This window comes from Marinitenerispora sediminis (genome assembly GCF_003336425.1).
Classification (GTDB): domain Bacteria; phylum Actinomycetota; class Actinomycetes; order Streptosporangiales; family Streptosporangiaceae; genus Marinitenerispora; species Marinitenerispora sediminis.
This window is the reverse complement of sequence record NZ_QEIO01000074.1, coordinates 1-26,339: the sequence shown is the minus strand read 5'-3', so window position 1 is coordinate 26,339 and position 26,339 is coordinate 1. Positions and strand designations below refer to the sequence as shown.

Genomic DNA, 26,339 nt, shown 5'->3' with positions numbered 1-26,339 from the left:
GGCATGAGCGGGGCGGGCAGGTCCTATTCGGCGTCGGTGGGTTCATGGCGTTGGACCATGTCGACACACGGTTCCAGAGCCCCGGCCCACCCCGCAGGCCCTTCAAGAAACAGAACCTAGGGCGGATCACGCCCTGCCCCGCCGGGTCGGCGGGTGGCTTGGCCGTGCGGGGCGGTCGGGCCCGGGTCCGCTTTGGGCGCCGGGTGTGCCTCGCCGGCGGACGTCCGTCACGGAGCGCCTCCCCGCCGGGGATCCTCGACCGTCCGTCGCCACCGCCTCGCGGGTCGAGGGCAGGGCCCCGGGAGTGGGGGCGGCGGTGCCGGGCGGAGGCCGGGAGGGCCCGGAACGCGAGCACCGCTTCCCCTTTCCAGTTCCCTTCCCGGCGCTGTCGCCGGCTGCCGCTACCGTCGTGCCGGACGGACCCACGACGACGGATGAGTGGACGGTAGAGGACACCGTGCAGCAGACCCCCCAATCACCCGAGCAGCAGCGCGCGCCGGTGCAGATCGAGCCGGCCGAGCGGCGCTACGCCGAGGAGCTCGCGTTCCTCGCCGCCCACGACACCGGACCCCGGCCGCCGGGCTGGCGGCTGACGCCCAGGGCCGTCGTCACCTTCGTGGTGGGCAGCGACGGGGCGCGGCTGCGGCTGGCGGCGCCGGTCGAGGGGCTGCCGACCGCGCTGGAGATCACCCCGAAGTTCGTCGGTGACCGCGGCCTCGTCGAGCGCAGCGTGGTCACGCTGGCGGGGGAGCGCGGGCTGCTGCTGGTCGGGGAGCCCGGCACCGCCAAGTCCATGCTCTCCGAACTCCTGGCCGCCGCCGTCAGCGGCAGCGGGGCCCTCACCGTGCAGGGGACCGCCGGCACGACCGAGGAGCACCTGCGCTACGGCTGGAACTACGCGCTGCTGCTCGCCAAGGGCCCCACGCCCGAGGCGCTCGCCCCCTCGCCGGTGCTCACCGCGCTGCGCACCGGCCGGCTGGCCCGCGTCGAGGAGATCACCCGCTGCCTGCCCGAGGTCCAGGACGCGCTGGTCTCCATCCTGTCCGACCGCCGCATGGCGGTTCCCGAACTCGCCGGCCAGGCGGGCGCGGACGGCGCGGCGACCGACGACGCCGGCCACATCCTCGCGGCACCGGGCTTCAACGTCATCGCGACCGCGAACCTGCGCGACCGCGGCGTGTCGGAGATGAGCGCCGCCCTGAAGCGCAGGTTCAACTTCGAGGTCGTGCCGCCCATCGGCGACCTCGACGCCGAGATCGCGCTCGTGCGCCGGCAGGCGGGCGCGGCGCTGCGCCGGCACGGTGCCGAGACCGCCGTGGACGACGCGGTGCTGGAAGCGCTCATCACCGCGTTCCGCGACCTGCGCTCCGGGCAGACCGCCGAGGGCTGGGCGGTGGAGCGCCCGAGCACGGTCATGAGCACCGCCGAGGCGGTCGGCGTCACCACCTCGCTGGGGCTCCAGACCGCCTACCTCGGAGTCAGCGACCCGCTGTCCCTCGTCCCCGGCTACCTGCTCGGCACCGTGCGCAAGGACGAGCCCGCCGACCAGGCCAAGCTGCTCGCCTACTGGGACGGCACGGTGCGGCACCGCGCGGAGAACGGCGCCCGGCTGTGGCGGCGGCTCTACGAGCTGCGGCACGTGCTGGGCGACGGGTGAGCACCGTGGAGGCCCAGCCGCCCCCGGCGGAGCCCTCCGCGCCCCCGGACAGCGGCTCCCGCCTGGACGGGACCGCCCCGGACGCGGCACTGGACGCGCTCGCGCAGTGCCGGCAGCCGCTGCTGATCGGCGTCCGGCACCACTCCCCGGTTCTCGCGGCCGCGATCCCGCGGCTGCTGGCCGAGGCGGAGCCGGACGTCGTCTGCGTCGAACTGCCGCTGGAGGCGGAGCCCTGGCTGCCCTGGCTCGCCCACCCCGACACCACGGCGCCGGTCGCCCTGGTCGTCGGGCACGCGCGCGCCGGGTCGCACGGCTACTACCCCTTCGCGGACTTCTCCCCGGAGCTCGCCGCCCTGCGGTGGGCCGCTCGCCACGGGGTTCCGGTGCGCGCCGTCGACCTGCCCGCCGCGGTGGCGGTGCCCGGCGGCCCCACCGATCGGCCCGCCGCCGGCGCGGGACCGCTCGCCGAGGTCATGCGCGCGCGGGGGGTCGGTGACGCCGAGGAGCTGTGGGACCGCATGGTGGAGGCGCCCGGCTACGGCGCCGGCCCGGAGCGGATCCGGCGGGCCGCGCTCGCCATGGGGTGGCTGCACCGCGCCGACGAGGTGCTGCGCGGCGGTGTCGCCGCCCGCGACCTCGTGCGCGAGGCGTGGATGCGCCGGCGCTTGGCGGAGGTCACCGCGGAGCTGGGCGCCCGGCGGCCGGTCGCCGTCGTCGGGTCCTTCCACGCGGCGGCGCTGCTCCCCGGAACCGCGGACAAAGCGGCCGCCGACGGACTGCCCGCGACGGCCGACGTCGCCGTCCCGGCGCCCGGCAGCCATTCGGCGGACGGCATGACGACCGCGCTGATCCCCTACACGTTCGACCTCCTCGACTCCCGCTCCGGCTACCCCGCCGGCATCCGCGACCCCGAGTGGCAGCAGGACGTGTTCGCGGCCGGGGGCCGGCCGGAGCTGGTCGAGGCGGCGGCCGCCCGCCGGTCGGCCGGCATCGCCGCCCGGCTCCGCGACGCCGGGCACGTCGCCGGCGTGCCGGACACCACCGCCGCCTTCCGCCTGGCCCGGGACCTCGCCGCGCTGCGGGGACTCGCGGCACCTGGCCGCCGCGAGCTGGTGGAGGCGCTCACCAGCGCGCTCGCCCAGGGGGAGCCGCTCGGCCGGGCCCGCGCCGTCGCCCGCGCCGCCCACGAGGAGCTGGTCGGCGTCCGGCGCGGCGAGCCGGCGCCGTCGGCCCCCGTGGCCGGGCTGCTCCCGCATGTGGAGGCGCTGCTCGCCGAACTCGGCCTACCGGGCCCCGGTGACGCGCCCGAGGAGCGCGAGATCCGGCTGGATCCGCTGCGGTCCGCCCGCGACCGCGCCCGGCACATCGCGCTCAGCAGGCTTCGGGCGGCCGGTGTCGTCTACGGCGAGGAGCGCTCCGTCGCGGGTGTGGGCGGGGCCGAGGCGCTCGGCCGGGTGTGGCGGGCCGCCTGGCGGGCCACCACCGCGGCGACCCTCGAACTGGCCGCATGCTACGGGGTCACGCTGGAGCGGGTCGCCCACGGCCGGCTCGCCGCGCGGGCACGCACGGACACGGCCGCTCCGGCCGGTGAGCTCGCCCCCGACGAAGCCGGGCGGCTGCTCACCGAGGCCGCGGAGTGCGCGCTGCCCGGCCTCGTCGCCGACCTCGTCGCGCGCGTCGAGACCGAAGTACTGCCGCGCGCCGGGCTGCCGGACGCCGTCAACCTGCACGGACACGTGGAGCGGATCGCCGCCGGCCAGGTGCCGGGGATACCGCGGACCGGGGACGCCGGCGGGAAGCCCGAAGCGCCGACCGCGCCGCTCGCCGCGCTGGACCGGCTGCGGGGCCGGCTGGCGGAGGCGGCCGTGGCGGCGGTCGCCGGCGTGGCCGGCTCCACCGACCCGGCCGACGCCGCCGCGGTGCTCCGGGTGGTGCGGCTGGTCCAGGGACAGGCGGACCGGCCCGGCGCCGTGGGTGCCGAACAACTGCTCTGGCAGCTGCGCCGCCTCGCCCGCGAGGGCGGACCGCTGGCTCAGGGCGCGGCCGACGGCGCACTGGTCCTCATGGACCGGCTGCCGGCCGCCGACTTCGGCGCCCGGCTCGCCGGCTGGCTCGACCTCCCCGGGCCCGCGCCCTCCGGTTCCGCGGCGGAGCACGGCACCGGGGGAGCCGCCCTCGCGCATCGGCTGGCCGGTGCCCTCACCGTCGCCTCCCCGGTGATCGAGGGCGATCCGGGCGTCCTGGACCTGCTCGGCGCGCGTGTGGAGCACTGGGGTGACAGCGAGTTTCTGAGCCGGCTGCCGGCACTGCGCGACGGGTTCGACACGCTGTCCGCCGGAGCACGCGAGCGCTTCCTCGACGCGGTCACCGAACGCCTCGGCGAGATCGACGACCTCGACACCGAGATCGCCCCCGAGCAGCGCGCCGCCTGGGCGGCCGCCGACGTCGCGGCCCGCGCGGCAGTGGAGGCACTGCTGCCCGGGCTGCTCGCGAGGGCCGCACTGCCCGGCCGCGGCGCCGGTGCGGCCGAGCAGGGACCGCGCGGCGCCGCAGGACCGCCGGCGCGGCCAGGAGTCCCCGGGACGGGGAGCGGGCCCCGGAGCGCGGCCCCGCCGTCGGGCGCCGCCGACGACGCCGCGGCGGTCCTGGAGGCCGGAACACGCAGGGCAGCGGGGCGGTCCGGCGACGCCGCACTGCCGGGGGCCGGAGGCCCCGAAACGCCCCTCTTCGCCAGGGCGGGCAGCAGCCCGGGCGCCGACGACGGGCGACCGGCCCGGCCGGGTATAGCCGGCGAGGCGCCCGGATCCGCCGCGGTCACGCCCCCGCCCGGCCGATCCGACGGCCGGGAAGCCGGGGGACCGGCCGGGATGGCGGCTGGATCCGACGGCACCGCGTCGGCCGACGCGGAGGGCAGCAGCGGCGATGCGGCGCCCACAGCACCGGCCGCGCCCAGCGCGCCGGATGGGGCCGCGGGTGCTGCCCGTCCCCGGGTCGATCCGCCGCCGCGGTCGGACGACGGATCGACAACGGCCCCCGGTGGCACAGCGGCTCCGCACGGCGGCGTCAGCCCCGGCGACGCGGCCGGGCCGGTGGAGACGGTGCCGGACGACTCGGGCGGCGGCTCCGCCTCGTCCTCCGGCCGGACGGCCGGACCGGGGCGCGGGCGGGCCGGTGAGGTGGCAGTGGAACCTCGGACCGGCGCGCCGGCCGTGGAACCTCCGGCCGCGGCAGCGGAACCGCTCCCGCCAGCTGCTCCGTCCGTGATCTCCGCGCTGGACCGGTGGCGGCTGATCCTCGGCCGGCAGCGTGAGCGGACCTCGGGGCTCGCCCGCCGGGCCGGGGCCGCGCTGGACGAGCTGTACGGGCGCGGCCACGGCGAGGGCTCGCGCGGCCCCGCCGGTGTGGCGGGCGGGACGGAGGCCCCCATGCCCACCGCCCGCGAGTGGGCGGCGGAGCTGGAGGCGCTGTTCGGGCGCCGGGTCCGCGAGGAGGTCCTCGGCCGTGCGGCGGCGCGCGGCCGCACCGACGTGCTCCTGGACCTCGATCCAGAGGAGGTCACCGCGTCGGTCGGCCTGCTGGAGCAGGTGCTCGCGCTGCGCGGCGCGCTGCCCGAGAGCCACCTCGGACGGCTGCGCAAGCTGGCGGACCAGCTGATCCGGCGGCTCACGGCCGAACTCGCCCGCCGGCTGCGGCCCGCGCTCGTCGGCCTCGCCGTCCCCCGCCCCACCCGGCGGCCGGGAGGCCCCCTCGACCTCGGCCGCACGGTGCGCGCCAACCTGCACACCGCCCGCCCCGGGCCGGACGGCGCTCCGCTGCTCCTCCCGGAACGCCCGGTGTTCCGCACCCGGGCCCGGCGCAGCGCCGACTGGCACGTGCACATCGTCGTGGACGTGTCCGGGTCGATGGAGCGGTCCACGATCTACGCTGCCCTGGTCGCGGCCATCCTGCACGGCCTGCCCGCGTTGAGCGTGTCGTTCACCGCCTTCTCGACCGAGGTGGTGGACCTCACCGGCCGGGTCAGCGACCCGCTCGGCCTGCTGCTGGAGGTCGCGGTCGGCGGCGGCACCGACATCGGCGCAGGCCTGGCGCACGCCCGCGGCCAGGTCACGGTGCCCGGCCGTAGCATCGTCGCGCTCATCACCGACTTCGAGGAGGGCGGCCGGCTCCACCGCACCCTCGCCGAGGTCCGCGCCCTGGCGGAGAGCGGCGTCCACCTGCTGGGCCTGGCGGCGCTGAACGACACCGGCACTCCGGTGTACAACCGCGCGGTCGCCGAGCGCTTCGTCGCCGCGGGCATGCCGGTGGCCGCGCTGTCCCCGGAGGAGCTGGCCGGGTGGATCGGTGAGAAGGTCCGCGGGTAGGCCCCGTTGCCCGGCCCGCGGCAGCGCGTCGGCGACCGCGCGGGGAGCGCACCTCGGGCCGGTGACCGGGACCGCGGCCCGCCCGCCCCCCGGTGCGGTACGGGTCGTACGCTCGCGCGGGGACGGCCGGAAACCGTCGGCGCCGGCCGCTACCCTCGCCGGGAGCCGACCACCGCGGAGACCCCCATGACTGCCACCGCTGACCGCCCCCGCATCGCCGCCGGACTGCTCGCGGAGCTGCTCGCCGCGGCCCCGGCGCGGGTACGACGGCGCCTCGACGGCGATCCGGACGCCGCCGAGGCGTGGGAGTGGCGGCGCGAGGGGGAGGTGTGGACGGTGGCGGCCGGCGCCGAGACGGTGCGGCTGGCCGGGGCGCTGCTCACCGATGCCGCGCAGGTCGGGTGCGGCTGCCTGCTCAGTCCCCGCTGCCTGCACCTGCTGGCGGTCCTCAGCGTGCTGGGCGCGGCGGAGGGCAGTGCGGAGCAGGCCGCGCCGGAGCCGGTCCCCGGTGAGGGCCGGGCGTCATCCGGTGAAGGGCGTGCGTCATCCGGCGCCGACACGGGTGTGCTCCGGCTGGATGCCCCGGTCGAGCTCGCCGACGACGCCCGCGCGGCCGCGCGGCTGGCCTGGGACGCCGCGGCCAACGCGCTCGCCACCGGCGTCCGCGCCACCGACTCCCTGCACCGGGCGGAGCTCCTGCGCGCCGCCGCCCTTTCCCGCGCCGCCCACCTGCCGCGGTTGGCCGCGCTCTGCGTCACGGTCGCCACCGGGCTGCGGGACCACCCGACACCCCGGTTCGAGCTCGCCGGCTACACCGCCGCCCTGGCCGAACTCCTCGACGTGGCGTGGCGGCTGGGCGGCGGCCCCGACCGGCCGCGGCCCGCCGCCACCCGGGCCGAGGTCGGCACCGGCCGGCGCGACTACACCGAACTCGGCTCCCTGCGGCTGTACGGGCTGGCCAGCGAGAGCGTCGTGACGCGCTCCGGCTACGCGGGGGTGGTGACCCATGTCGTGTCAGCGGCCGCTGACGGCGCGCCCGTGCTGTGGCGGATCGGCGACGTCGCCCCGGGGCAGGCGAGCCGGGTGCGTCCGGTCTACCAGACGGGGGTGGCCTTCGGCCGGCTCTCGATCGGGCACCACGAGCTCAGCAGGTCCGGGGTGTTCGCCCAGCGGGTCACCGCCAGCGCCGACGGCCGGCTCGGTACCGGCGCCGGCACCACCGCCACCGCTTCGGCCGGCGCGACCTGGTGGCAGCCCCCGCTCGCCGGGCTGTGGGCGGAGCCGTTCGCCGACCAGCTGGCGCGCGCCCTGGCCGCGGGCTCCGCGCCGGGCGGCCGCACCGGGGCCGACCTGCTCTTCCTCGACGTGACCGTGGCCGGCGCGGGGGAACACGGCGAACTGGTCGCGGTCGAGGAGCACACCGGGCGGCTCGTGCGCACCGCGCCCCCGGCCAGCCTGCACCGCACGCTGACCGCGAACATCACCCGGCTCGCGGCGGTCCCCGGCCTGCCGCTCCGGCTCGTGGCGCGCCCGGTCGTCGGCCGGCCGGGGCTCCTGCGCCCTGTGGCGGCGGCCGTGGGCGCGGGGCAGCGCCTTCCCGCTGCCTGGGCCGGCCGGATCAACCTCGACGTCGACGAGGTCGCGGCCGGGTACCTGGTCGCGCCCGCCGGCCCGCAGGAGCGGGAGCCGCGGACCGTGCCGCTCCCGGTGCTCGGGGGCCGCCGCGAGCCCGCGGCCGCGCCGGCCGAACCCCCGCTCACGCGCTACGAGCGCACGCTGCGCCGACTCGCGGAGGGCGGCCGGACCGCGCTCGGCGGCGCCGACAGCACGGCGGCCCGGCTGCGCCGCTCGCACCTCGCGACCGCGGCCGACCTGCTGGCCGAACTCGCCGCCGCGGCGCGCGAGCGCCGCCGCACGGCCACCGGAGAGTCCGTCGCACCCGGCCCGGACCGGCTGGCCCTCGCCTGGCTGGCCGCGACGACGTACGCCGCGGCCGCCCGCGCGGCCGTCGACCACCAGGTGTGGGTGACCGTCCCAGCCTGACCCGCGGCGGCTGGGCTCCCTCCTCCCGGACACCGGAGGACGGCTCTGGCTCGCGGCCGCTCCGCATGCCGCCCTGGTAGGAACGGCGGCGCGAGGGCGGGCAGGATGCGCCGGGGCTGGCCGCCGGCCGCACGCGCAGGGGCCGGGGACCCTCACGGCCCGCGCGGTGTGTGCTCCGGCCTGTGCGCTGGCGCTGGCGTTGGCCGGGGCCGGTGCCGGTGCCGTGGCGGACCCGGCCGGCGGATGCGGCTGGCCGTCTCGGACCGGCGGGAGCCCTGGCCGCTGCCGGAGCGGTCGCGGGGTGTCCTCCCCGGCTCGCCGCGGCGTCCAGGGCCCAACGTGAGCGCGCGGCGCGGGCCTGCGCACGGCGGGTGGCCGGAGCTCGGGCCGGCCAGGGGCTTCGCGGTGCCGCTGTCCGGCGCCGGGGCGGCGGTACCGGCGGGTCGGCGCGGCCGAGTCGATTCGGCGGTTTCGGCCCGTGCGGGCGCTGCTCCCGGTCCGTGCCAGTCGCGTGCCGTCCGCCCTGGCAGGGGCCACGCTCCCCGCCCTGCCCCGCCGCGGCCGCCGCGGCGTCCTCCCGGGACGCCGCGGACCACCGACCATGGCCATGCGCCTGTGGGCCGGGCGCCTCGGTCAGCGGCGCCTCGTCGTCGCCGGGGCGGCCCGGCGGGGACGCTCACGGGCCGCGCGGCGCCCTCCGGCGCTCGGACGAGGCATGCGGCCCCGCTCGCGCGGGCGGTGCTCGGCCCCGCGCCGCTCCCGCGCGGCCGGATGCGGCCAGCCGCGGCCGGTCCGGGACGACCGGGCGCGTTTGCCGTGGCCACCACCTGTCCCGGCTGCCACGGGAGTGGGCGACCCGTTACGCTCATGGGCTATGCCCGCTCTTGACACGAAAGCGATCCTGGAGGGGCGAAAGCCCGGTCGCCACTCCGTGGGATTGATCATCGGCATCACGATCAGCGTGCTGTGCATGATCGTGATGCTCGCCTACCTGCTCCTGGGTGGCCTGGCCGGCGGTGGCGCCGTCGGCGTCGTCGGCTTCGTCATCAGCCTGGCCGCGGCGATCATCCCGGTCACCATCCTGATCCCGCTCATCCTGCTGCTGGACAGGCTCGAACCCGAACCCGGCTCCATGCTGCTGTTCGCCTTCCTCTGGGGAGCGGGCGTCGCGGTCCTGGTGTCGCTCGTCCTCAACACCATGGGCATGGAGCTGTACACCGTGCCGCTCTTCGGCGCCGACCTGGGGTCCTACCTCAGCGCCGCCGTCGGTGCCCCCCTGGTCGAGGAGAGCGCCAAGGGGGCCGTGCTGCTCATCCTGCTGTGGCGGCGCCGGCACGAGATCGACTCCTACACCGACGGGGTCGTCTACGCCGGAATGGTCGCCACCGGGTTCGCCTTCACCGAGAACATCTCCTACTTCCTCAGCTCGTTCTTCGAGCAGGGAGTCGGGGGCCTGGTCTTCACGTTCGTGCTCCGCGGCCTGATCGCCCCCTTCGGGCACCCGCTGTACACCGCGATGATCGGCATCGGCGTCGCCCACGTGGCCATCAACCGCGGCGCGGCCCGGTTCCTCGCGCCGGTGGGCGGCTGGTTCGCCGCGATGCTGCTGCACGGCCTGTGGAACGGCTCCACGATCTTCGGCTACCTCGGCCTGGGCGTCGCCTACGTGGTGCTGTTCTTCGTGCTCGTCTCGATCATCGGCATCGCGGTGCAGGACCGCCGCCGCCAGGTCGCCGCGATCGCCCGCTACCTGCCGCAGTACATCCCGACCGGACTGGTCACGCCGTCCGACGTGCAGATGCTCAGCTCCATGGGCGGCCGCCGCCGCGCCCGCGCGTGGGCGCAGCGCACGGCCGGGCAGCGCGGGCGCAAGGCGATGGAGGACTACCAGCTCGCCGCGACCGAGCTCGCGCTGCTGCACCAGCGGCTCGACCGCGGCGTGTCCCGTCCCGAGTGGTGGCACCGACGCGACTCGTTCCTCGCGCTCATGCACGTCGCACGGGACGCGTTCATGGGGCGCGTGCAGCGGCCCGTGGCGCCGTCGTGGGCGTCGGCACCGACCGACTCCGGCTTCTTGCGGCGCTCGGACTTCGCGCACGTGATCGAGCGGGCCCAGGCGCAGCGCGGAGCTCCGGGCGCCCCGAACCCGGGCGTGCAGCGGCCGGCTACCGGATGGCAGCACCCGCAGCACCCGCAGCAGCCGCCGAGCCGTCCGCCGGGGTGGTGACGGCCACCCGCTCCGCGGTGCCGAAGTACACGCGCAGGATCGCCGTCCACACCAGCATCGATCCGAGCACGTGCAGCACCACCAGCCCCTCCGGCAGCGCCAGCAGGTACTGCGCGTAACCCACGACCCCCTGACCCAGGAGCGCGGCCACCAGCAGCCACGCCAGGCCGCGGATCCGGCGCGGAGCGCCGGTCCGGGCCAGCAGCACGACCAGCGCGAGCGCCCCCAGCACCGTCAGCCACGCCAGGGCGGAGTGCAGGCGGGTCACCGCGACCATGTCGAACCCCCAGCGCGGCGCCGCGGCGTCGCCCCCGTGCGGGCCGGTACCCGTGACCACGGTGCCGGCCACGAGCAGCAGGAACCCCACGACGACCATCGCGGCCGCGATCCGGCGGATCAGCGGGGCGACGACCGGGCGCAGTTCGCCCTCCGGCTCCCGGCAGCGCACGTAGAACGCCATGGCGAGTACCACGACCAGCGTGGACAGCAGGAAGTGCGCACCGACCGACGCGGGGTGCAGGTCGGACCACACGGTGATCCCGCCCACGACGCCCTGGCCCAGCACGCCGAACGGGATGATCGTCGCCAGCCGCAGCAGGTCGCGGCGCCGCGGCCGCAGCCGCAGCGTCGCCACGAAGACGATCACCCCGACCGTGAGCACCAGGAACGTCAGCGTCCGGTTGCCGAACTCGATCGCGGCGTTCAGCGCCGCGTGGTCGCCGCCGATCGGGACGAAGCTGTCCTCCGTGCAGCGCGGCCACTCCGAGCAGCCCAGCCCCGACTCCGTCACCCGCACCGTCGCGCCCGTCACCGCGATCCCCGCGTTGACGACGATGTTGCCCAGCCCCCACCAGCGCAGCGTGCGCGTGGTCGGCTGCCAGATCGTGCGCGCCAACGCCACGAGTGCGAGCACGCCGACGACGGCGAACACGATCTGCCACGCCCACAGCGGCAGGTGCAGGATCTCGATGGTGTCCTCCGTGAACACGGTCGTGAACACGGTCGGGGAGGGGAGGCCGTTCATACGACAGATCGTAGTAGCTCCCTGCGGGCCCGGCCGCCGACCCCGCCGAACCCGGTCCGACCTGCGGCGACCCGGCCGGACGGCGGGGGCGCGGCCGGCCCCCGGCGGCTACCCGCCGCCGTCGGCGCGGGGGCGGGGACGGCGGCGCTCCGTACGGGTCGCCCCGACGCTGGCCGCCACCACGCAGGCCACCGCCGCCCACTGCCAGAGCGACAGGAACTCGCCGAGGACCACCAGGCCGACGAGCGCGGCGGCCGCGGGCTCCAGGCTCATCAGGATGCCGAAGACGCGCGGCGGCATCCGGCGCAGCGCCTGCATCTCCAACGTGTACGGGACGACCGAGGACAGCACGCCGACCGCCAGCCCCAACAGCAGCAGCCGCGGGTCCAGCAGCGCCGACCCGCCCTCCGCGATGCCGGCCGGTGAGACCACCAGCACCCCGACCAGGCTGGCGATCCCCAGCCCCGACATACCGGAGAAGCGCTGGCCGGTCGCCGCGCTCAGCAGGATGTAGGCGGCCCACGCGACCGCCGCGAGCAGCGCGAACGCCACGCCCGCCGCGGTGACGCCGCCGTCGCCGCGGCCCAGCAGCAGCACGCCGACCGCCGCCAGCGCGACCCACACCAGGTCGATCCTGCGGCGGGAGCCGAGCACCGCCACCGTCAGCGGGCCCAGGAACTCGATCGTGACGGCGATGCCCAGCGGGATGCGGGCGAACGACTGGTAGATCGCGTAGTTCATGGTGGCGAGCGACACCCCGAACCCGATGACCACCAGCCAGTCGGCCCGCGTGCGCCCGCGCAGGGCCGGCCGGGCGAGCGCCAGGAGCAGCACCGCCGAGGTGAGCAGCCGCAGCCACACCACGGCACTGGGCGGCAGGCTGTGGAAGAGGTTCTTGGCGATGCCCGCCCCGAGCTGCACCGACAGGATGCCGATGAGCACCATCCAGGTCGGCGGGATGGTGGCACCGGCGGTGCGCGCCGCCTCGGCAGTGCGGGGGAGCCACGTCCACAGGGACCGGCTGGGGCTGCTGCTCGCGGCGGCGGTGAGACTCACGACCGATCATCCTACGAAAAGCGGCCTGCTGCTGGGAAGCGCCGCACGGGTTCCCGGCGGCGTGTTCGCGGGAATGGTTGATCACACCCCAGGAGCCCGGCGCCGCGCCGCGCGGCCGTACGCTCGACCAGCGTGCCGCCCGCGCGCCCGCCCCCCGCGTGGCGCGGACGGGCACCCGCCGCCGAGAAGGAACGAGAGGTCATGGCGTTTTCGGTGAAGTCCGAGGTCGGCCGGCTCCGCCAGGTCATCGTGCACCGGCCCGACCTGGAGCTGCAGCGGCTCACCCCCAGCAACAAGGACCGGCTGCTGTTCGATGACGTGCTGTGGGTGCAGCGTGCCCGGGAGGAGCACGACGCCTTCGCCGACCACCTGAGAGACCTCGGCGCGCGGGTGCACGTCCTGCACGAGCTGCTGCAGGAGGTCCTGGAGATCCCCGAGGCCCGGAGCTACGTCCTGGACCGCGTCCTCGACGAGCGCTTCCACGGTCCGCTCGCCATCGACGCGATCCGCGGCGCCCTTGACGAGATGGACTCGGTGACACTGCGCCGGCACCTCATCGGCGGACTCACCAAGCGCGAGACCCTAAAGCGGATCGCGGAGCCGAAGTCGGTGTGGTTCCACACGCTCGACATGGACGGCTTCGTCCTGCCGCCGCTCCCCAACCACCTCTTCACCCGCGACACCTCGTGCTGGATCTACGGCGGGGTCTCGATCAACGCCATGCGCAAGAAGGCCCGCATGCACGAGACCACCCACTACGAGGCCATCTACCGCTGGCACCCGCTCTTCGCCCACGCCGACTTCGAGGTGTGGAACCCCGGAAGCGCGTGGGCGCCGGCCACCATCGAGGGCGGCGACGTCATGCCGGTCGGCAACGGGTCGGTGCTGGTCGGACTGAGCGAGCGCACCCAGCCGCAGACCGTCGAGATGCTCGCCCAGGACCTGTTCGCCAGGGGCGGCGCCGAGCGGATCCTCGGCATCTGGATGCCCAAGGCCCGGGCGGTCATGCACCTCGACACGGTGATGACCAACGTGGACTACGGCGTGTTCACCAAGTACGCGGGGCTGGGCATGCTGCCGTCCTACACGATCGAGCCGGGCGACAACGAGAAGGAGCTGAAGGTCACCGACCACCCGCCGGAGGAGATGCACCGCGCCATCGCCACGGCCTGCGGTGTGGACGACATCAGGTTCCTCACCCCCACCCAGGACGTGTTCTCCTCCGAACGCGAGCAGTGGGACGACGCCTGCAACGTCTTCGCGGTGGCGCCGGGCGTGGTGCTGTCCTACGAGCGCAACGACGCCTCCAACGCCTACCTGCGCAAGAACGGCGTGGAGGTGATCACCATCCGCGGCAGCGAGCTCGGCCGCGGCCGCGGCGGGCCGCACTGCATGACCTGCCCGATCGAACGCGATGCCTGACCGGGACCGCCGCGCGGCCGCTCAGGCGGGGATGGGAAGCCCCTCCTCACGCGTGCCCCCAAGGTGGACGTGGATCGCGTCCCGCGTCTCGGCGGTGGTCTCCTCGACGGTGCCGCCGAGCGCCACGCCGCCCAGCAGGTCCGGGCACCACGCGCCGTACCCGTCCGCGCTACGTTCGGTCAGAACCAGGGAGCCGTCCATGGGCGCTGCCGCCATCGCGAACCTGCCTGCCCCGGGACGCGCCGCTGCACCGTGGCCGGATCGCCGGCGGCGACCGGCGGGCACCGGAGGTGGGATCCGCCTCCGCGCTACTCCCAGCGGAAGAACCGGCTCGCCAGCACCGTCCCGACCACCGTCCAGACGGCCAGCACCAGCAGCGGTGCGACCGGCAGGCCGCCGCCCTCGGTGAGCACCGCGCGCAGGCCGCTGGTCAGGGCGGTGATCGGCAGCGCCTCCGTCACGGGCCGGATCACGTCCGGGTAGCGGTCGATCGGGAAGAGTACGCCGCCGAGGCCGAGCAGCACGACGTAGACCAGGTTGGCCGCCGCCAGGGTCGCCTCCGCGCGCAGGGTGCCGGCCATCAGCAGCGCGAGCGAGCTGAACGCGGCCGTCCCGAGCAGGATCAGCGCCCCGGCCGCGAGCGCGCCGAGCGGGCCGCCCGCGGGGGACCAGCCCAGCGCGAGCGCCACCGCGGAGATGACGGTGACCTGGACCGCCTGCACGGCCAGGACCGCGAGCGTCTTGGCGGCCAGCAGGCCGAACCGCGGTAGCGGCGTGGCCCCGAGCCGCTTGAGCACGCCGTAGCGCCGCTCGAATCCGGTGCCGATGGCCTGGCCGGTGAACGCGGTGGACATCACGGCCAGCGCGAGGACGCCCGGGGTCAGGAAGTCCACCCGCGAACCGCCGCCGACGTCGATCAGCGAGGTGGCGCCGAAGCCGACCAGCAGCAGCACCGGGATGACCATGGTGAGCAGCAGCTGCTCGCCGTTGCGCAGCATGATCCGCAGCTCCATCCCGGCCTGCGCGCGGATCATGCGCGGCAGGGCGGCGGCGCCCGGACGCGGGGCGAAGGTGGCGGACCCGCCGTGCGGCACGGCGGCGGAGGTGGTGTCGGTCATGATTCGCGGAGGTCCCGGCCGGTGAGTTCGAGGAAGACGTCTTCGAGGGTGCGCCGCTGGACGCGCAGCTCCTCGGGCAGGACGCCGTGCGCCGCGCACCACGTGGTGAGGGTGGCCAGGAACTCCGGACCCAGCCCGGCCGGGTCCGCGGTGACCACCACGTACTGCCCGCCGGGCAGCGCGGTGACCTGCGAGGTGCCGGGCAGTGCGCGGCGCAGGCTCTCGGTGTCGAGGTCGGTGCCGGTCCGGAACCGCAGCTCCTGCTGGGCGTCGGTGAGGTCGGCGGTGCTGCCCGCGGCCACCACCCGGCCGTGGTCGATGATGACCACGTGGTCGGCGAGGTGCTCGGCCTCCTCCATGTAGTGCGTGGTCAGCACCACGCCCACTCCCGCGGACCGCAGCTCCGCGACGAGGTCCCAGGTGGCCCGGCGGGCCTGCGGGTCGAGGCCGGCGGTGGGCTCGTCCAGGAAGACGAGCTCCGGGCGGCCGATCACGGCCGCGGCGAGGGAGAGGCGCTGCTGCTGGCCGCCCGAGAGGCGGCGGAAGGGGGTGCGGACCGCGCCGGTGAGGCCGAGCCGCTCCAGCAGCAGCTCGGGCGGCACCGGGTCGGCGTGGAAGGACGCCATGAGCCGCAGCCACTCGCCGGCCCGGGCGCCCGTGGGCACCCCGCCGGACTGCGGCATGACGCCGACCCGCGGCTTGAGGGCCCGGGCGTCGGCGGCCGGGTCGAGCCCGAGCACCCGGACCCGCCCGGCGTCCGCGCGGCGGAAGCCCTCGCAGATCTCGATGGTGCTGGTCTTGCCGGCGCCGTTGGGGCCGAGCAGCGCGGTCACGGCGCCGCGGGCCGCGGTGAACGACAGGCCGGCCACGGCGGTCGTCCCGCCATAGCGCTTGACCAAGTCGGTTACCTCGACCGCGGCTGTCCCCATGCCGCAAAGTGTAGGTCCGCGCGGGGACCCCGGTGCACCGGGTGCGATCCTGGGGCGGGTCCGCCGCGCGGGGGCCTCCGCAGGGGTGTCCGCATGACGAGACATGCGTCTCGTAGATTGAGAGACCGATCCGGCCTCCGTAGCTGGGCCGGGGGTGCGTGCCGGGGTGACCGCACAGGAAACCGCCCATAAGGCAAGGCTTGCCTTCGTGACCCACGGCATCGAATGCGGTTTGCCTGGCGGGACTTATTTACGCCACACTGATGTTGTGAAAAACATGGGCCGCGATCAGCAGCCAGAGGGAGGCGCCGCGTTCGGCGCGTCCCGGCTGCCCGCTGCCCCGGAGCACGGGGCCGAGACCGGCACCCGGGCCCGGGTCGCGCGGCTCATCCTGGAACACGGCCCGATCACCGCCTCCACGCTGGGGGAGCGGCTCGGGCTCACGCCGGCGGCCATCCGCCGCCACCTTGACAACCTCATGCAGGAGGGCATGGTCGAGGCCCGCGACGCCCACCCGCGCGGTCGGCGCGGCCGGGGCCGCCCGGCCCGGGTCTTCGCCATTACCGGGGCCGGCCGCGACACCTTCGGCCACGGCTACGACGACCTCGCCACCAACGCGCTCCGCTTCCTCGCCGAGACGGCGGGGCCGGCCGCGGTGAGCGAGTTCGCCCGCCGGCAGGTGGCCGAGCTCGAACGCCGGTACCGCCCGGTGCTCGCCAAGGCGCCGCCCCAGCAGCGCGCCCGGCTGCTCGCCGAGGCGCTGTCCTCCGAGGGCTACGCCGCCTCGGCGGGGGAGGCCCCGGCTCCCGGCGGCGGCGAGCAGCTCTGCCAGCACCACTGCCCGGTGGCGCACGTCGCGGCCGAGTTCCCCGAACTCTGCGAGGCCGAGATCGAGGCGTTCGCCCGGCTGCTGGGCACCCCGGTCCGCCGCCTCGCCACCATCGCGCACGGCGACGCCGTCTGCACCACCCACATCAGCCCCCGCGACATCAACATCCCGGAAACGAAGGCCGGCCCGGACCCCGAACCGGGCGGCCGACGCCAGAGCAGGACGTCTCGTCCAGGAGGATCCGCGTAATGACGTCAACCGCGCACCCCGAGCTCGAAGGGCTCGGCACCTACGAATACGGCTGGGCCGACCCCGACGTGGCCGGTGCCTCCGCTCGCCGCGGCCTGAACGAGGAGGTCGTCCGCGACATCTCCGGCAAGAAGAACGAGCCGGACTGGATGCGCGACCTGCGCCTGAAGGCGCTGCGGCTGTTCGGCAAGAAGCCGCTGCCGGCCTGGGGTGCCGACCTCTCCAGGATCGACTTCGACAACATCAAGTACTTCGTCCGGTCCACGGAGAAGCAGGCCGCCTCCTGGGAGGAGCTGCCCGAGGACATCAAGAACACCTACGACAAGCTGGGCATCCCCGAGGCGGAGAAGCAGCGGCTGGTCGCGGGCGTCGCGGCGCAGTACGAGTCCGAGGTCGTCTACCACCAGATCCGCGAGGACCTGGAGGCCCAGGGCGTCATCTTCCTGGACACCGACACCGCGCTGCGCGAGCACCCGGAGCTGTTCAAGGAGTACTTCGGCACGGTCATCCCGGCCGGCGACAACAAGTTCGCGGCGCTCAACACCGCCGTGTGGAGCGGCGGGTCCTTCATCTACGTGCCCAAGAACGTGCACGTGGAGATCCCGCTCCAGGCCTACTTCCGGATCAACACCGAGAACATGGGCCAGTTCGAGCGGACGCTGATCATCGTCGACGAGGGCGCCTACGTGCACTACGTCGAGGGCTGCACCGCGCCCATCTACAAGTCTGACTCGCTGCACTCCGCGGTGGTCGAGATCATCGTCAAGAAGAACGCGCGCTGCCGCTACACGACCATCCAGAACTGGTCGAACAACGTCTACAACCTGGTCACCAAGCGCGCCGTCGCCTACGAGGGCGCCACCATGGAGTGGATCGACGGCAACATCGGCTCCCAGGTCACCATGAAGTACCCGGCCGTCTACCTCATGGGCGAGCACGCCAAGGGCGAGACCCTCTCGATCGCGTTCGCCGGCGAGGGCCAGCACCAGGACACCGGGTCCAAGATGGTGCACTGCGCGCCCAACACCTCCTCCACCATCATCTCCAAGTCGGTGGCGCGCGGCGGCGGCCGGGCCTCCTACCGGGGCCTGGTGCAGGTGCAGGAGGGCGCGAGCCACTCCAAGTCCACCGTGAAGTGCGACGCGCTGCTGATCGACACCGTCAGCCGGTCCGACACCTACCCCTATGTCGACGTCCGCGAGGACGACGTCGAGATGGGCCACGAGGCCACGGTCTCCAAGGTGAGCGAGGACCAGCTCTTCTACCTGATGAGCCGGGGGCTGGACGAGGACGAGGCCATGGCGATGATCGTGCGTGGGTTCGTCGAGCCCATCGCGCGCGAGCTGCCCATGGAGTACGCGCTGGAACTGAACCGGCTGATCGAGCTGCAGATGGAAGGAGCGGTTGGTTAAGCATGGCCAGCCCCAATCTCGGAATCACGGAGCACAGCCACGGGGCCGGAGAGATCCCCATCTCCAAGCTCGACACCCACGGCTCGTTCGACGTGAACGACTTCCCGGTGCCCAACGGCCGCGAGGAGGAGTGGCGCTTCACTCCGCTGCGCCGGCTGCGCGGCCTCCATGACGGCCGTGACATCGCCGACGGCGTCGTGAAGGTCGACGTCCAGGCGCCGGCCGAGGTCTCCGTCGAGACCGTCGCCCGCGACGACGCCCGGCTCGGGACGTCCTTCCTGCCCACCGACCGCGTCAGCGCGCTGGCCTACCAGGCGTTCACCGAGGCCACCGTCGTCACGGTGCCCGCCGACACCACCGCCGCGGAGCCGGTCTTCGTGCGGATCACGGGTGTCCGGCAGGGCGACGCCTACGGCCACGTGCTCGTCCACGTGCGGCGGCACGCCGCCGCCACCGTGGTGCTGGAGTACTCCGGGACCGCCGTCTACGCCGACAACGTCGAGTTCGTCGTCGACGACGGCGCCCGGCTGGACGTCGTCAGCCTGCAGGACTGGGAGCGCGACGCCGTCCAGGTGTCGCACCAGTACACGCGGGTCGGCCGCGACGCGCGGTTCCGCAGCTTCGTGGTCACCCTCGGCGGCGACCTCGTGCGGCTCTCGCCCAAGGTCGGCTACACCGGCCCCGGCGGCGACGCCGAACTGCACGGGCTGTACTTCACCGGCGCCGGCCAGCACCACGAGCACCGCTCGCTGATCGACCACAACGTCTCCAACACCCGCAGCCGCGTCGAGTACAAGGGCGCGCTCAGCGGCGAGGACGCGCACGCCGTGTGGATCGGCGACGTGATCATCGGCGAGGGCACGCAGGGCACCGACTCCTACGAGCACAACCGCAACCTCGTGCTCACCGACGGCACCCGGGTCGACTCCGTGCCCAACCTGGAGATCTTCACCGGCGAGGTGGAGGGCGCCGGCCACGCCAGCGCGAGCGGCCGGCTGGACGACATCCACCTGTTCTACCTGCAGTCGCGCGGGATCCCCGCCGACGAGGCCCGCCGGCTGGTGATCCGCGGCTTCTTCGCCGACCTCATCAACCGCATCGAGGTGCCGGAGCTGCGCGAGCGGATCATGGCCGAGGTCGAGGAGAAGCTGGCGCTGCATGAGTGACGCAAGGTTCGTCCGGGTCTGCGCGCTCACCGACATCCCCGACGAGGGGGCGCTCGGTGTGGAGGTCGACGACACCCCGGTGGCGCTGGTGCGCAGCGAGGGCGAGGTCTACGCCGTCAGCGACATCTGCTCGCACGCCGAGGTCAACCTCTCCGAGGGCGAGGTCGAGGACGGCACGATCGAGTGCTGGCTGCACGGATCCTGCTTCGACCTGCGCTCCGGAAAGCCGATCAACCCGCCGGCCACCCGCCCGATACCCACCTACCCAGTGAAGATCGACGGCGAGAACGTACTCGTCTCGCTGGACCCCAAGGATGCTTGAGGCTGAACACTGATGACCAAGTTTGAGATTCGCGGACTGCGTGCCGACGTCCTCATCGGCGCCGAGGAGCGCCAGGAGATCCTGAAGGGCGTCGACCTCACCATCAACTCCGGTGAGACCCACGCCATCATGGGCCCCAACGGCTCCGGCAAGTCCACCCTGGCCTACGCGATCGCCGGCCACCCCAAGTACGAGATCACCGATGGCGAGGTGCTCCTCGACGGCGAGAACGTGCTGGAGATGAGCGTCGACGAGCGCGCCCGGGCCGGCCTCTTCCTGGCCATGCAGTACCCGGTCGAGGTCCCCGGCGTGTCCATGTCGAACTTCCTGCGCAGCGCCGTCACCGCGGTGCGCGGCGAGGCCCCGAAGCTGCGGGCGTTCTCCAAGGAGCTCCAGCAGGCCATGGGCGGCCTGTCCATCGACCCCGCGTTCGCGGCGCGCGGCGTCAACGAGGGCTTCTCCGGCGGCGAGAAGAAGCGCCACGAGATCCTGCAGCTGGAGCTGCTCAAGCCCAAGGTCGCCATCCTGGACGAGACCGACTCCGGTCTCGACGTCGACGCCCTCAAGGTGGTCTCCGAGGGCATCAACCGCGCCCGGGCCACCGGCGAGGTCGGCGTCATGCTCATCACCCACTACACCCGCATCCTGCAGTACGTGCGCCCCGACCGCGTGCACGTCTTCGCGCACGGCCAGGTCGCCGAGTCCGGCGGCCCCGAGCTCGCCGACGTGCTGGAGTCCGAGGGCTACGAGCGATTCGTGAAGGCAGGCGCTTCCCAGTGATCCGCAGCGAGCTGGGGCTGCTCGACGTGGACGCGATCCGGGCGGACTTCCCGATCCTGGACCGCACCGTCCGCGACGGGCGGCCGCTGGTGTACCTCGACTCCGGGGCGACGTCGCAGAAGCCCCGGCAGGTCCTCGACGCCGAGCGGGAGTTCTACGAACGGCACAACGCGGCGGTGCACCGCGGCGCGCACCAGCTCGCGGAGGAGGCCACCGACGGCTACGAGACGGCGCGCGCGACGATCGCCGCCTTCATCGGGGCCGGCGCCGACGAGGTCGTGTTCACCAAGAACACCACCGAGGCGGTCAACCTCGTCGCCTACGCCATGAGCAACGCGGCCACCGCGGGCGAGGAGCTGTCGCGGTTCCGGCTGGGCCCCGGCGACGAGGTCGTCGTCACCGAGATGGAGCACCACGCCAACCTGGTGCCCTGGCAGGAGCTGTGCCGGCGCACCGGCGCGACCCTGCGCTGGTTCGGTGTCACCGACGAGGGGCGGCTCGACCTCTCCGGCATCGACGACCTGGTGAACGAGCGCACGAAGCTGGTGGCGCTCGCCCACCAGTCCAACGTGCTCGGCACCGTCAACCCGGTGCGCGAGGTCGCCGAGCGCGCGCACCGGGTGGGCGCGCTGGTGCTGGTCGACGCCGCCCAGTCGGTGCCGCACCTGCCGGTGGACGTCGCCGGCCTGGGGGTGGACTTCCTGGTGTTCTCCGGGCACAAGATGCTCGGCCCCAACGGCATCGGCGTGCTGTGGGGGCGGCGGGAGCTGCTCGCGGCCATGCCGCCCTTCATCACCGGCGGCTCCATGATCGGCGTGGTCCACATGGACCACTCGACCTGGGCCGACCCGCCGCAGCGGTTCGAGGCCGGCGTGCCCATGGCGCCGCAGGCCGTGGGGCTCGCCGCGGCCTGCGACTACCTCAGCGCCATCGGCATGGCCGAGGTCGCGGCGCACGAGCACGCGCTCACCGAGTACGCGCTCAAGCACGTCGCGGCGCTCGACGGAGTGCGGGTGATCGGCCCGGCCGAGGCCGAGGACCGCGGCGCCACGGTGTCGTTCACGGTGGAGGGCATCCACCCCCACGACGTCGGGCAGGTCCTGGACGACCGCGGCGTGGCCGTCCGGGTCGGGCACCACTGCGCGTGGCCGCTGCACCGGCGCTTCGGAATCGTGGCCACCACCCGCGCGTCGTTCTACGTGTACAACTCGTTCGCCGACATCGACGCGCTGGTCGAGGGCATCCAGGCCGCTCAGCGGTTCTTCGGCGTGGCCCCGGCGCGTTAGGAGGGCCGTCGAACCGATGCAGCTGGAGACGATGTACCAGGAGATCATCCTGGACCACTACCGCAACCCCCACAACAAGGGGCTGCGGGACCCGTACAACGCGGAGTCGCACCATATCAACCCCACCTGCGGGGACGAGGTGACGCTGCGCGTGACCCTCGCACCGGAGGGGGACGCCCTCGACGGCAGCGCTACCGTCAAGGACGTCTCCTACGACAGCCTCGGCTGCTCCATCAGCCAGGCCAGCGCCTCGGTGCTGACCGACCTGCTGATCGGCAAGAGCGTCGACGAGGGCATGCGGGTGCTGGACGAGTTCACCGCGCTCATGCAGTCCAAGGGCCACGGCGAGCCCGACGAGGACGTGCTGGAGGACGCGGTGGCCTTCGCCGGCGTGTCGAAATACCCTGCCCGTATCAAGTGCGCCCTGCTCGCCTGGATGGCGTGGAAGGACGCGACCGCCAAGTCACTGGCCACAGAGAAGGAGGGCGCCTCATGACCGAGAACCAGACCGCTCCGGCCGCGAGCCCCGCGGAGGGCGACGAGGCGCTGCGCGAGGAGGTCGAGGAGGCGCTGAAGGACGTCATCGACCCCGAGCTCGGGGTGAACGTCGTGGACCTCGGCCTCGTCTACGGGGTCAACGTCGACACCGACGTCATCACGCTCGACATGACGCTGACCAGTGCGGCCTGCCCCCTCACCGACGTGATCGAGGACCAGGCCGGCAGCGCGCTGGCGGAGTTCGACCGCGAGGTCCGGGTGAACTGGGTCTGGATGCCGCCGTGGGGTCCCGACAAGATCACCGAGGACGGCCGCGACCAGCTCCGGATGCTCGGCTTCAACGTCTGAGAGGCGCCGCCGCGGCGGCGCTCAGCGGGCCCGCTCCCCGTCGGGGAGCGGGCCCGCCGCGTCCGCGGACCGGCCCGGGACCACCACGGTGAGGGCCGAGGAGACCAGGGTGAAGCCGAGGCGCTCGTAGAGGCCGCGCGCCGGGTTGCCGTCGCTGACAGCGAGGCCCATGGCCGGCCAGCCGTCGGCGGCCGTCCGCGCCAGGCCGCGGCGCAGCAGCAGCGCCCCGAGGCCGGCATGCGCGGGCGCGGGGTCCCGGAAGACCTGGCCGACCCACGCGAGCCCCTCCCAGTCGTGCACCAGGAGCGCCGCCGCCACCCGTCCGGTGCGCTCGACCGCCAGCCCGCTGCCCGGCAGCAGCGGTCCGAGCAGCCGCCCGGCCAGCAGCTCCGCCAACTCCTCGGCCCCGCGGGGGCCGTCCAGGTGGTCGGGGTGGCCGGCCGGGTACGCGGCGCGCCAGGCGGGCAGCAGGTCCGCGGCCGGGCGGTCGCACGGGGTCAGCCGGTAGCCAGGGCCGGCACCGAGGCCGGCCCACGCGGCCGGCGGCGGGTCGGCCGCGAGGTCGCGGCGGAGCTCGTGCGCGTGCCGCAGGACGGCGGCGCCGCGCGCGGCGAGCCGTTTCCCGAGCCCCACCGGCGCCACGACCACCCACCCGGGGAGCCGGTCCAGGATCGCCCCGACCGGGTCGGGGCCGACCACCTCGGGGTCGAACACGGCGGGCCGGCCGGAGCGCTCGCCCCGGCGGAACCGGAGCACCGGGCGGCCCGTCCCGTCGGTGAGGACCGCCCGCTCCGCGTCAGTGCGCGGCATACAGCGTGGGCCTCAGCTCGGCGACGATGTCGGTGTCCCCGCGTTTGGTGAGCAGGTCGAGCAGGTGGTCGGCGTCGACCAGCGCACCGTCGTCCTCGCTGATGCGGCGGGCGATGATCTCCAGCGCCTCGTCGGTCGAGGCCGGCGCGGTGTAGCCGATGAGGTGCAGCGCCTTGCTCGTCGGCCCGTGCTCGGTGAGGTCGGCGCCGGGCAGCCGCCGGGCGTCCAGCCGGTCGCCGTTGACGGTGATGAACACCCGGTCGCCGGGCTGCGCCGAGAGCCGGCGCAGCAGCGGACGCAGCGAGTCGAAGGCGGGCTGGTCGCGCCAGACCAGGACCAGCAGGTCGGCGCCGGGCGCCGTCAGGCAGAGCAGCCGGCCGGGCTGCAGCCCCAGGTGGGTGGCGTAGCCGGGCGGGACGGTCACGGGCGCGCCGTTGAGGTGGTCGGCGCTGACATCGACCCGGTGCCACCAGCGGCCGTCGGGCGCCCGGAAGCAGCGCGGCGACGTGGTGACGTCCAGCTGCGGCTCCTGCCGCGGCGGCACCACGCTGGGCCGGCGCCGGATCGGCAACCCGTTGGCGGTGGTGGAGCCGGCGGCCTCCGGCGGGACGGCGCCGTGCGCGGCGAACTCGGGGGAGGGGGCGGGCGGACTCAGCGGCACCGACTCGTCGACCACCACGTAGCCGTCCAGCAGGCTCACACCCGGAGTGCTCAGCAGCCAGGCGCGCAGCGCCTGCGGGCGCAGCCCGAGTTTCGCCAGCCGGATGCCGGCCTCGGTGAGGGTCGGCCGGCCGGCCACGAGCTGCCGGGTCTGCCAGCGGAGCTGATGCGGGTCGGTGGCGACCAGCCAGCCGTCGTGCAGCCGCCGGTCGGTGTAGAGCGTGATGACGACCCGCCACAGCGGCGTGCCCAGGGACGGTATCTCCACCGGGTGGTCGGGGTGCGCCCCGATGAGGTGGTCGATGGTCGTGGCCACGCCGAGCCGTTCCGACAGCTCCCGCTGGTGCGCGGTCACCGGCGCGCCCTCGGGTGAGGCGAGCCACTGCAGCAGCCGCTCCTCGACGGTGCGCTGGGCGCTGCGGATCTCGCCGATCTCGACCTGGATCTGGTCCGCGAGCACCCGGATGCTGACCGGGTCGGCCGCGAACAGCCGGGCCGAGGCGACGGCGCGTTCCAGCTCGCCCCAACTGGAGAACAGCCGGTCCAGCAGGTCGATCAGCGGGTGCTCGCCGAGCGCGGCCGGTATGCGGACCAGCTCGGGCGCGGGGACCGCCGCCGCGGCCTCGGCCTCCGCGCGCAGCTCCGCCCGCAGCGCCTTGGGCGGGCCGAACGCCGGCCGCCGCAGTGTGCGGCCGGGGCCGAGCAGCGAGCTGCGCGGCCGCCTGCCGTTGACGCCGTCGGCGGGGGAGGAGCGGGCCGACCGCGCCGGCCGGGAGACCTCCTCGGCCGGCTCGGCCTCGTCGTCGCGGTTGGCGCGCAGGGCGCGCAGCGTGCGGATGGCGCGGGTCGCCGGGCTCTGCGGCGGTTCGTCGCCGGAGTCCGCGGTGTCGGCGCCGGTGGCGCTGGTCAGGTAGGCGAGTGCGCTGCGCACGTGCTCGGGCGCGGATTCCGGCATCCAGTTGGCGATGGTGCGCACCGCCTCGATCATGAGCGCCGGCGAGGGGGTCGGGCCGCCGCTGGAGTCGCGGGTGAACGGGTGCACCGTGCGCCACATGACCATGCTGACGACTTCGACCAGCCCGCAGTTGTCGGGGTAGCCCCAGTCGCGCATGGCCCCGGGGGACGCGGCCACCAGCTGCTCCCAGCTGCCCGCGGTGGCCAGGACGGCGCCGCGCACGGGCTCGGCGATCTCGTCCATGTCCACCGACAGTGCCCGCAGCGTCGGCATGAACTCGTCGAGGGTGAGGTGGTCCCACTGCTCGACCGCGAGGCGGGCGAGGCAGTGTGCGAGCCAGGTGGGGCCGGCGATGTCGAGCACGCGCGGCAACGGCACAGAGCGCCACCAGCCCTCCACCAGCCGGGAGTGCCGCAGGATCTCGCACACGTCGCCGGACTTGCTCCAGCGCAGTGCGGGGGCGAGGTCGGTGAGGCAGATCGGGGAGACGGCGTTCATCTGCGGGGGACCTCGACCTCCTGGCTTTCGGCTCGCGAACCGTTGGGGGCGGCACGGGCGTCTCGGGTGTGCGCTACACATTACGCGCCCTCGTGCGGACGTGGACGCCGAGACGTTGTTTCGGTCTCATCGTCCCACCGCATGCGCGGCGCGTCAGGTGTCGCGGCCGTCCGCGGCTTCGACGCGGTGCCGACCTCCCGCAGATCGTACGTGCGGCGACGGCTCATGGGTAGACCCAGATGGGCGCGTCGCCGCGGCGATCCGGGGTCCGGGACCCGCCGGGCCACCGGCCGGGCACGCCGGACAGATAGCACGAAATTCAACAAACTTGTGGCCGAAGTCACAAGTACACTGTGGCCTGCCGGTGACGGCCGCTGACCGGCACCGCCCCGCGCTGGTCACCGGGTGTGTCCGCCGACAGCCGAGGGAGCGCCGCGGCGTGCCACCACCACCGCCGCCCGCCGGGCGCGGCGCGATGGCGGACCCGCCCGCTGCGGACCGACCGCCCAGGTGGCGGCGGCAGGGGGGCATGATAGCGGACCCGCCGCGGCACACGGCGGAACCGGCGGAGCGCCACGCGCCGGAGCGGTCGGCGCGACGGGTACCGGGGGCGAAATCCCAGGCGCGTTGCCAATGGTCAGCGGTATGCTGGGGCGGTCCGCCCAACCCCCGTCCCCTTCCCCCGAGAC

General features: G+C 74.8%; 20 protein-coding genes. 13 read left to right on the top strand and 7 right to left on the bottom strand.

Features of this window, described 5'->3' with window-relative positions:
- Window positions 1-457: 457 nt before the first annotated feature.
- The 4 genes from DEF28_RS15380 to DEF28_RS15365 all read left to right on the top strand — a co-directional run bounded on the left by DEF28_RS15380 (window position 458) and on the right by DEF28_RS15365 (window position 10,288).
- Complete coding sequence (locus tag DEF28_RS15380) at window positions 458-1,657, top strand: ATP-binding protein (RefSeq protein ID WP_114400665.1); 1,200 nt, start codon at window positions 458-460, stop codon at window positions 1,655-1,657.
- On the top strand, window positions 1,654-6,018 hold the full coding sequence (locus tag DEF28_RS15375; protein ID WP_233515320.1) for a DUF5682 family protein: 4,365 nt from the start codon (window positions 1,654-1,656) through the stop codon (window positions 6,016-6,018). The genes DEF28_RS15380 and DEF28_RS15375 overlap by 4 nt, the downstream gene beginning before the upstream one ends.
- Before the next feature lie 186 nt (window positions 6,019-6,204).
- On the top strand, window positions 6,205-8,061 hold the full coding sequence (locus DEF28_RS15370; RefSeq protein WP_114398732.1) for a hypothetical protein: 1,857 nt from the start codon (window positions 6,205-6,207) through the stop codon (window positions 8,059-8,061).
- A gap of 874 nt (window positions 8,062-8,935) precedes the next feature.
- Window positions 8,936-10,288 carry a PrsW family intramembrane metalloprotease gene (locus tag DEF28_RS15365; RefSeq protein ID WP_114398731.1) on the top strand — a complete coding sequence of 451 codons (1,353 nt, stop codon included), beginning with the start codon at window positions 8,936-8,938 and terminating at the stop codon, window positions 10,286-10,288.
- Here DEF28_RS15365 and DEF28_RS15360 read toward each other — a convergent pair.
- Together DEF28_RS15360 and DEF28_RS15355 are read right to left on the bottom strand one after the other, a co-directional pair.
- Complete coding sequence (locus DEF28_RS15360) at window positions 10,227-11,312, bottom strand: COX15/CtaA family protein (protein ID WP_114398730.1); 1,086 nt, start codon at window positions 11,310-11,312, stop codon at window positions 10,227-10,229. The two genes, DEF28_RS15365 and DEF28_RS15360, sit on opposite strands and share 62 nt — an antisense overlap.
- A gap of 108 nt (window positions 11,313-11,420) precedes the next feature.
- Entirely contained in the window at window positions 11,421-12,326 is a 906-nt protein-coding gene (locus DEF28_RS15355) for an EamA family transporter (protein ID WP_233515321.1), read from the bottom strand.
- A 243-nt stretch (window positions 12,327-12,569) separates the two neighbouring features.
- Here DEF28_RS15355 and DEF28_RS15350 point away from each other — a divergent pair, with 243 nt between their 5' ends.
- Window positions 12,570-13,790 (top strand): arginine deiminase, encoded by a 1,221-nt coding sequence (locus tag DEF28_RS15350; protein WP_114398729.1) that lies wholly within the window; start codon window positions 12,570-12,572, stop codon window positions 13,788-13,790.
- A 21-nt stretch (window positions 13,791-13,811) separates the two neighbouring features.
- Here DEF28_RS15350 and DEF28_RS15345 read toward each other — a convergent pair whose 3' ends face one another.
- The 3 genes from DEF28_RS15345 to DEF28_RS15335 form a co-directional block, all read right to left on the bottom strand.
- On the bottom strand, window positions 13,812-14,006 hold the full coding sequence (locus DEF28_RS15345) for a type II toxin-antitoxin system HicB family antitoxin (RefSeq protein WP_233515319.1): 195 nt from the start codon (window positions 14,004-14,006) through the stop codon (window positions 13,812-13,814).
- A gap of 92 nt (window positions 14,007-14,098) precedes the next feature.
- Window positions 14,099-14,908: an ABC transporter permease gene (locus DEF28_RS15340; RefSeq protein ID WP_114398728.1), complete on the bottom strand. Its 810-nt coding sequence runs from the start codon at window positions 14,906-14,908 to the stop codon at window positions 14,099-14,101.
- Entirely contained in the window at window positions 14,905-15,837 is a 933-nt protein-coding gene (locus tag DEF28_RS15335) for an ABC transporter ATP-binding protein (RefSeq protein ID WP_114398727.1), read from the bottom strand. The genes DEF28_RS15340 and DEF28_RS15335 overlap by 4 nt, the downstream gene beginning before the upstream one ends.
- 277 nt (window positions 15,838-16,114) lie before the next feature.
- Between DEF28_RS15335 and DEF28_RS15330 the strand changes: the two genes are divergently transcribed.
- Genes DEF28_RS15330 through DEF28_RS15295 form a run of 8 tightly spaced genes read left to right on the top strand, consistent with a single transcriptional unit; the run spans window position 16,115 to window position 22,727 of the window.
- Window positions 16,115-16,915 (top strand): helix-turn-helix transcriptional regulator, encoded by an 801-nt coding sequence (locus DEF28_RS15330; protein WP_114398726.1) that lies wholly within the window; start codon window positions 16,115-16,117, stop codon window positions 16,913-16,915.
- Window positions 16,915-18,327: a Fe-S cluster assembly protein SufB gene (gene sufB / locus DEF28_RS15325; protein WP_114398725.1), complete on the top strand. Its 1,413-nt coding sequence runs from the start codon at window positions 16,915-16,917 to the stop codon at window positions 18,325-18,327. The genes DEF28_RS15330 and sufB overlap by 1 nt, the downstream gene beginning before the upstream one ends.
- Before the next feature lie 2 nt (window positions 18,328-18,329).
- Window positions 18,330-19,493 (top strand): Fe-S cluster assembly protein SufD, encoded by a 1,164-nt coding sequence (sufD, locus tag DEF28_RS15320; RefSeq protein ID WP_114398724.1) that lies wholly within the window; start codon window positions 18,330-18,332, stop codon window positions 19,491-19,493.
- Window positions 19,486-19,815 (top strand): non-heme iron oxygenase ferredoxin subunit, encoded by a 330-nt coding sequence (locus tag DEF28_RS15315; protein ID WP_114398723.1) that lies wholly within the window; start codon window positions 19,486-19,488, stop codon window positions 19,813-19,815. The genes sufD and DEF28_RS15315 overlap by 8 nt, the downstream gene beginning before the upstream one ends.
- Before the next feature lie 12 nt (window positions 19,816-19,827).
- A complete protein-coding gene (gene sufC / locus DEF28_RS15310) occupies window positions 19,828-20,595 on the top strand; it encodes a Fe-S cluster assembly ATPase SufC (RefSeq protein ID WP_114398722.1) in 768 nt (255 codons plus the stop codon).
- The gene (locus tag DEF28_RS15305; protein WP_114398721.1) at window positions 20,592-21,881 is read left to right on the top strand and encodes a cysteine desulfurase; all 1,290 of its coding nucleotides are present in this window, start codon (window positions 20,592-20,594) and stop codon (window positions 21,879-21,881) included. Before sufC ends, DEF28_RS15305 begins: the two co-directional genes overlap by 4 nt.
- A 16-nt stretch (window positions 21,882-21,897) precedes the next feature.
- The gene (sufU, locus tag DEF28_RS15300) at window positions 21,898-22,377 is read left to right on the top strand and encodes a Fe-S cluster assembly sulfur transfer protein SufU (RefSeq protein ID WP_114398720.1); all 480 of its coding nucleotides are present in this window, start codon (window positions 21,898-21,900) and stop codon (window positions 22,375-22,377) included.
- Window positions 22,374-22,727 (top strand): metal-sulfur cluster assembly factor, encoded by a 354-nt coding sequence (locus DEF28_RS15295; RefSeq protein WP_114398719.1) that lies wholly within the window; start codon window positions 22,374-22,376, stop codon window positions 22,725-22,727. The genes sufU and DEF28_RS15295 overlap by 4 nt, the downstream gene beginning before the upstream one ends.
- Before the next feature lie 21 nt (window positions 22,728-22,748).
- Here DEF28_RS15295 and DEF28_RS15290 read toward each other — a convergent pair whose 3' ends face one another.
- A complete protein-coding gene (locus tag DEF28_RS15290; protein WP_114398718.1) occupies window positions 22,749-23,537 on the bottom strand; it encodes a GNAT family N-acetyltransferase in 789 nt (262 codons plus the stop codon).
- Window positions 23,524-25,650 carry a hypothetical protein gene (locus DEF28_RS15285; RefSeq protein ID WP_114398717.1) on the bottom strand — a complete coding sequence of 709 codons (2,127 nt, stop codon included), beginning with the start codon at window positions 25,648-25,650 and terminating at the stop codon, window positions 23,524-23,526. Before DEF28_RS15285 ends, DEF28_RS15290 begins: the two co-directional genes overlap by 14 nt.
- Window positions 25,651-26,339 lie beyond the last annotated feature (689 nt).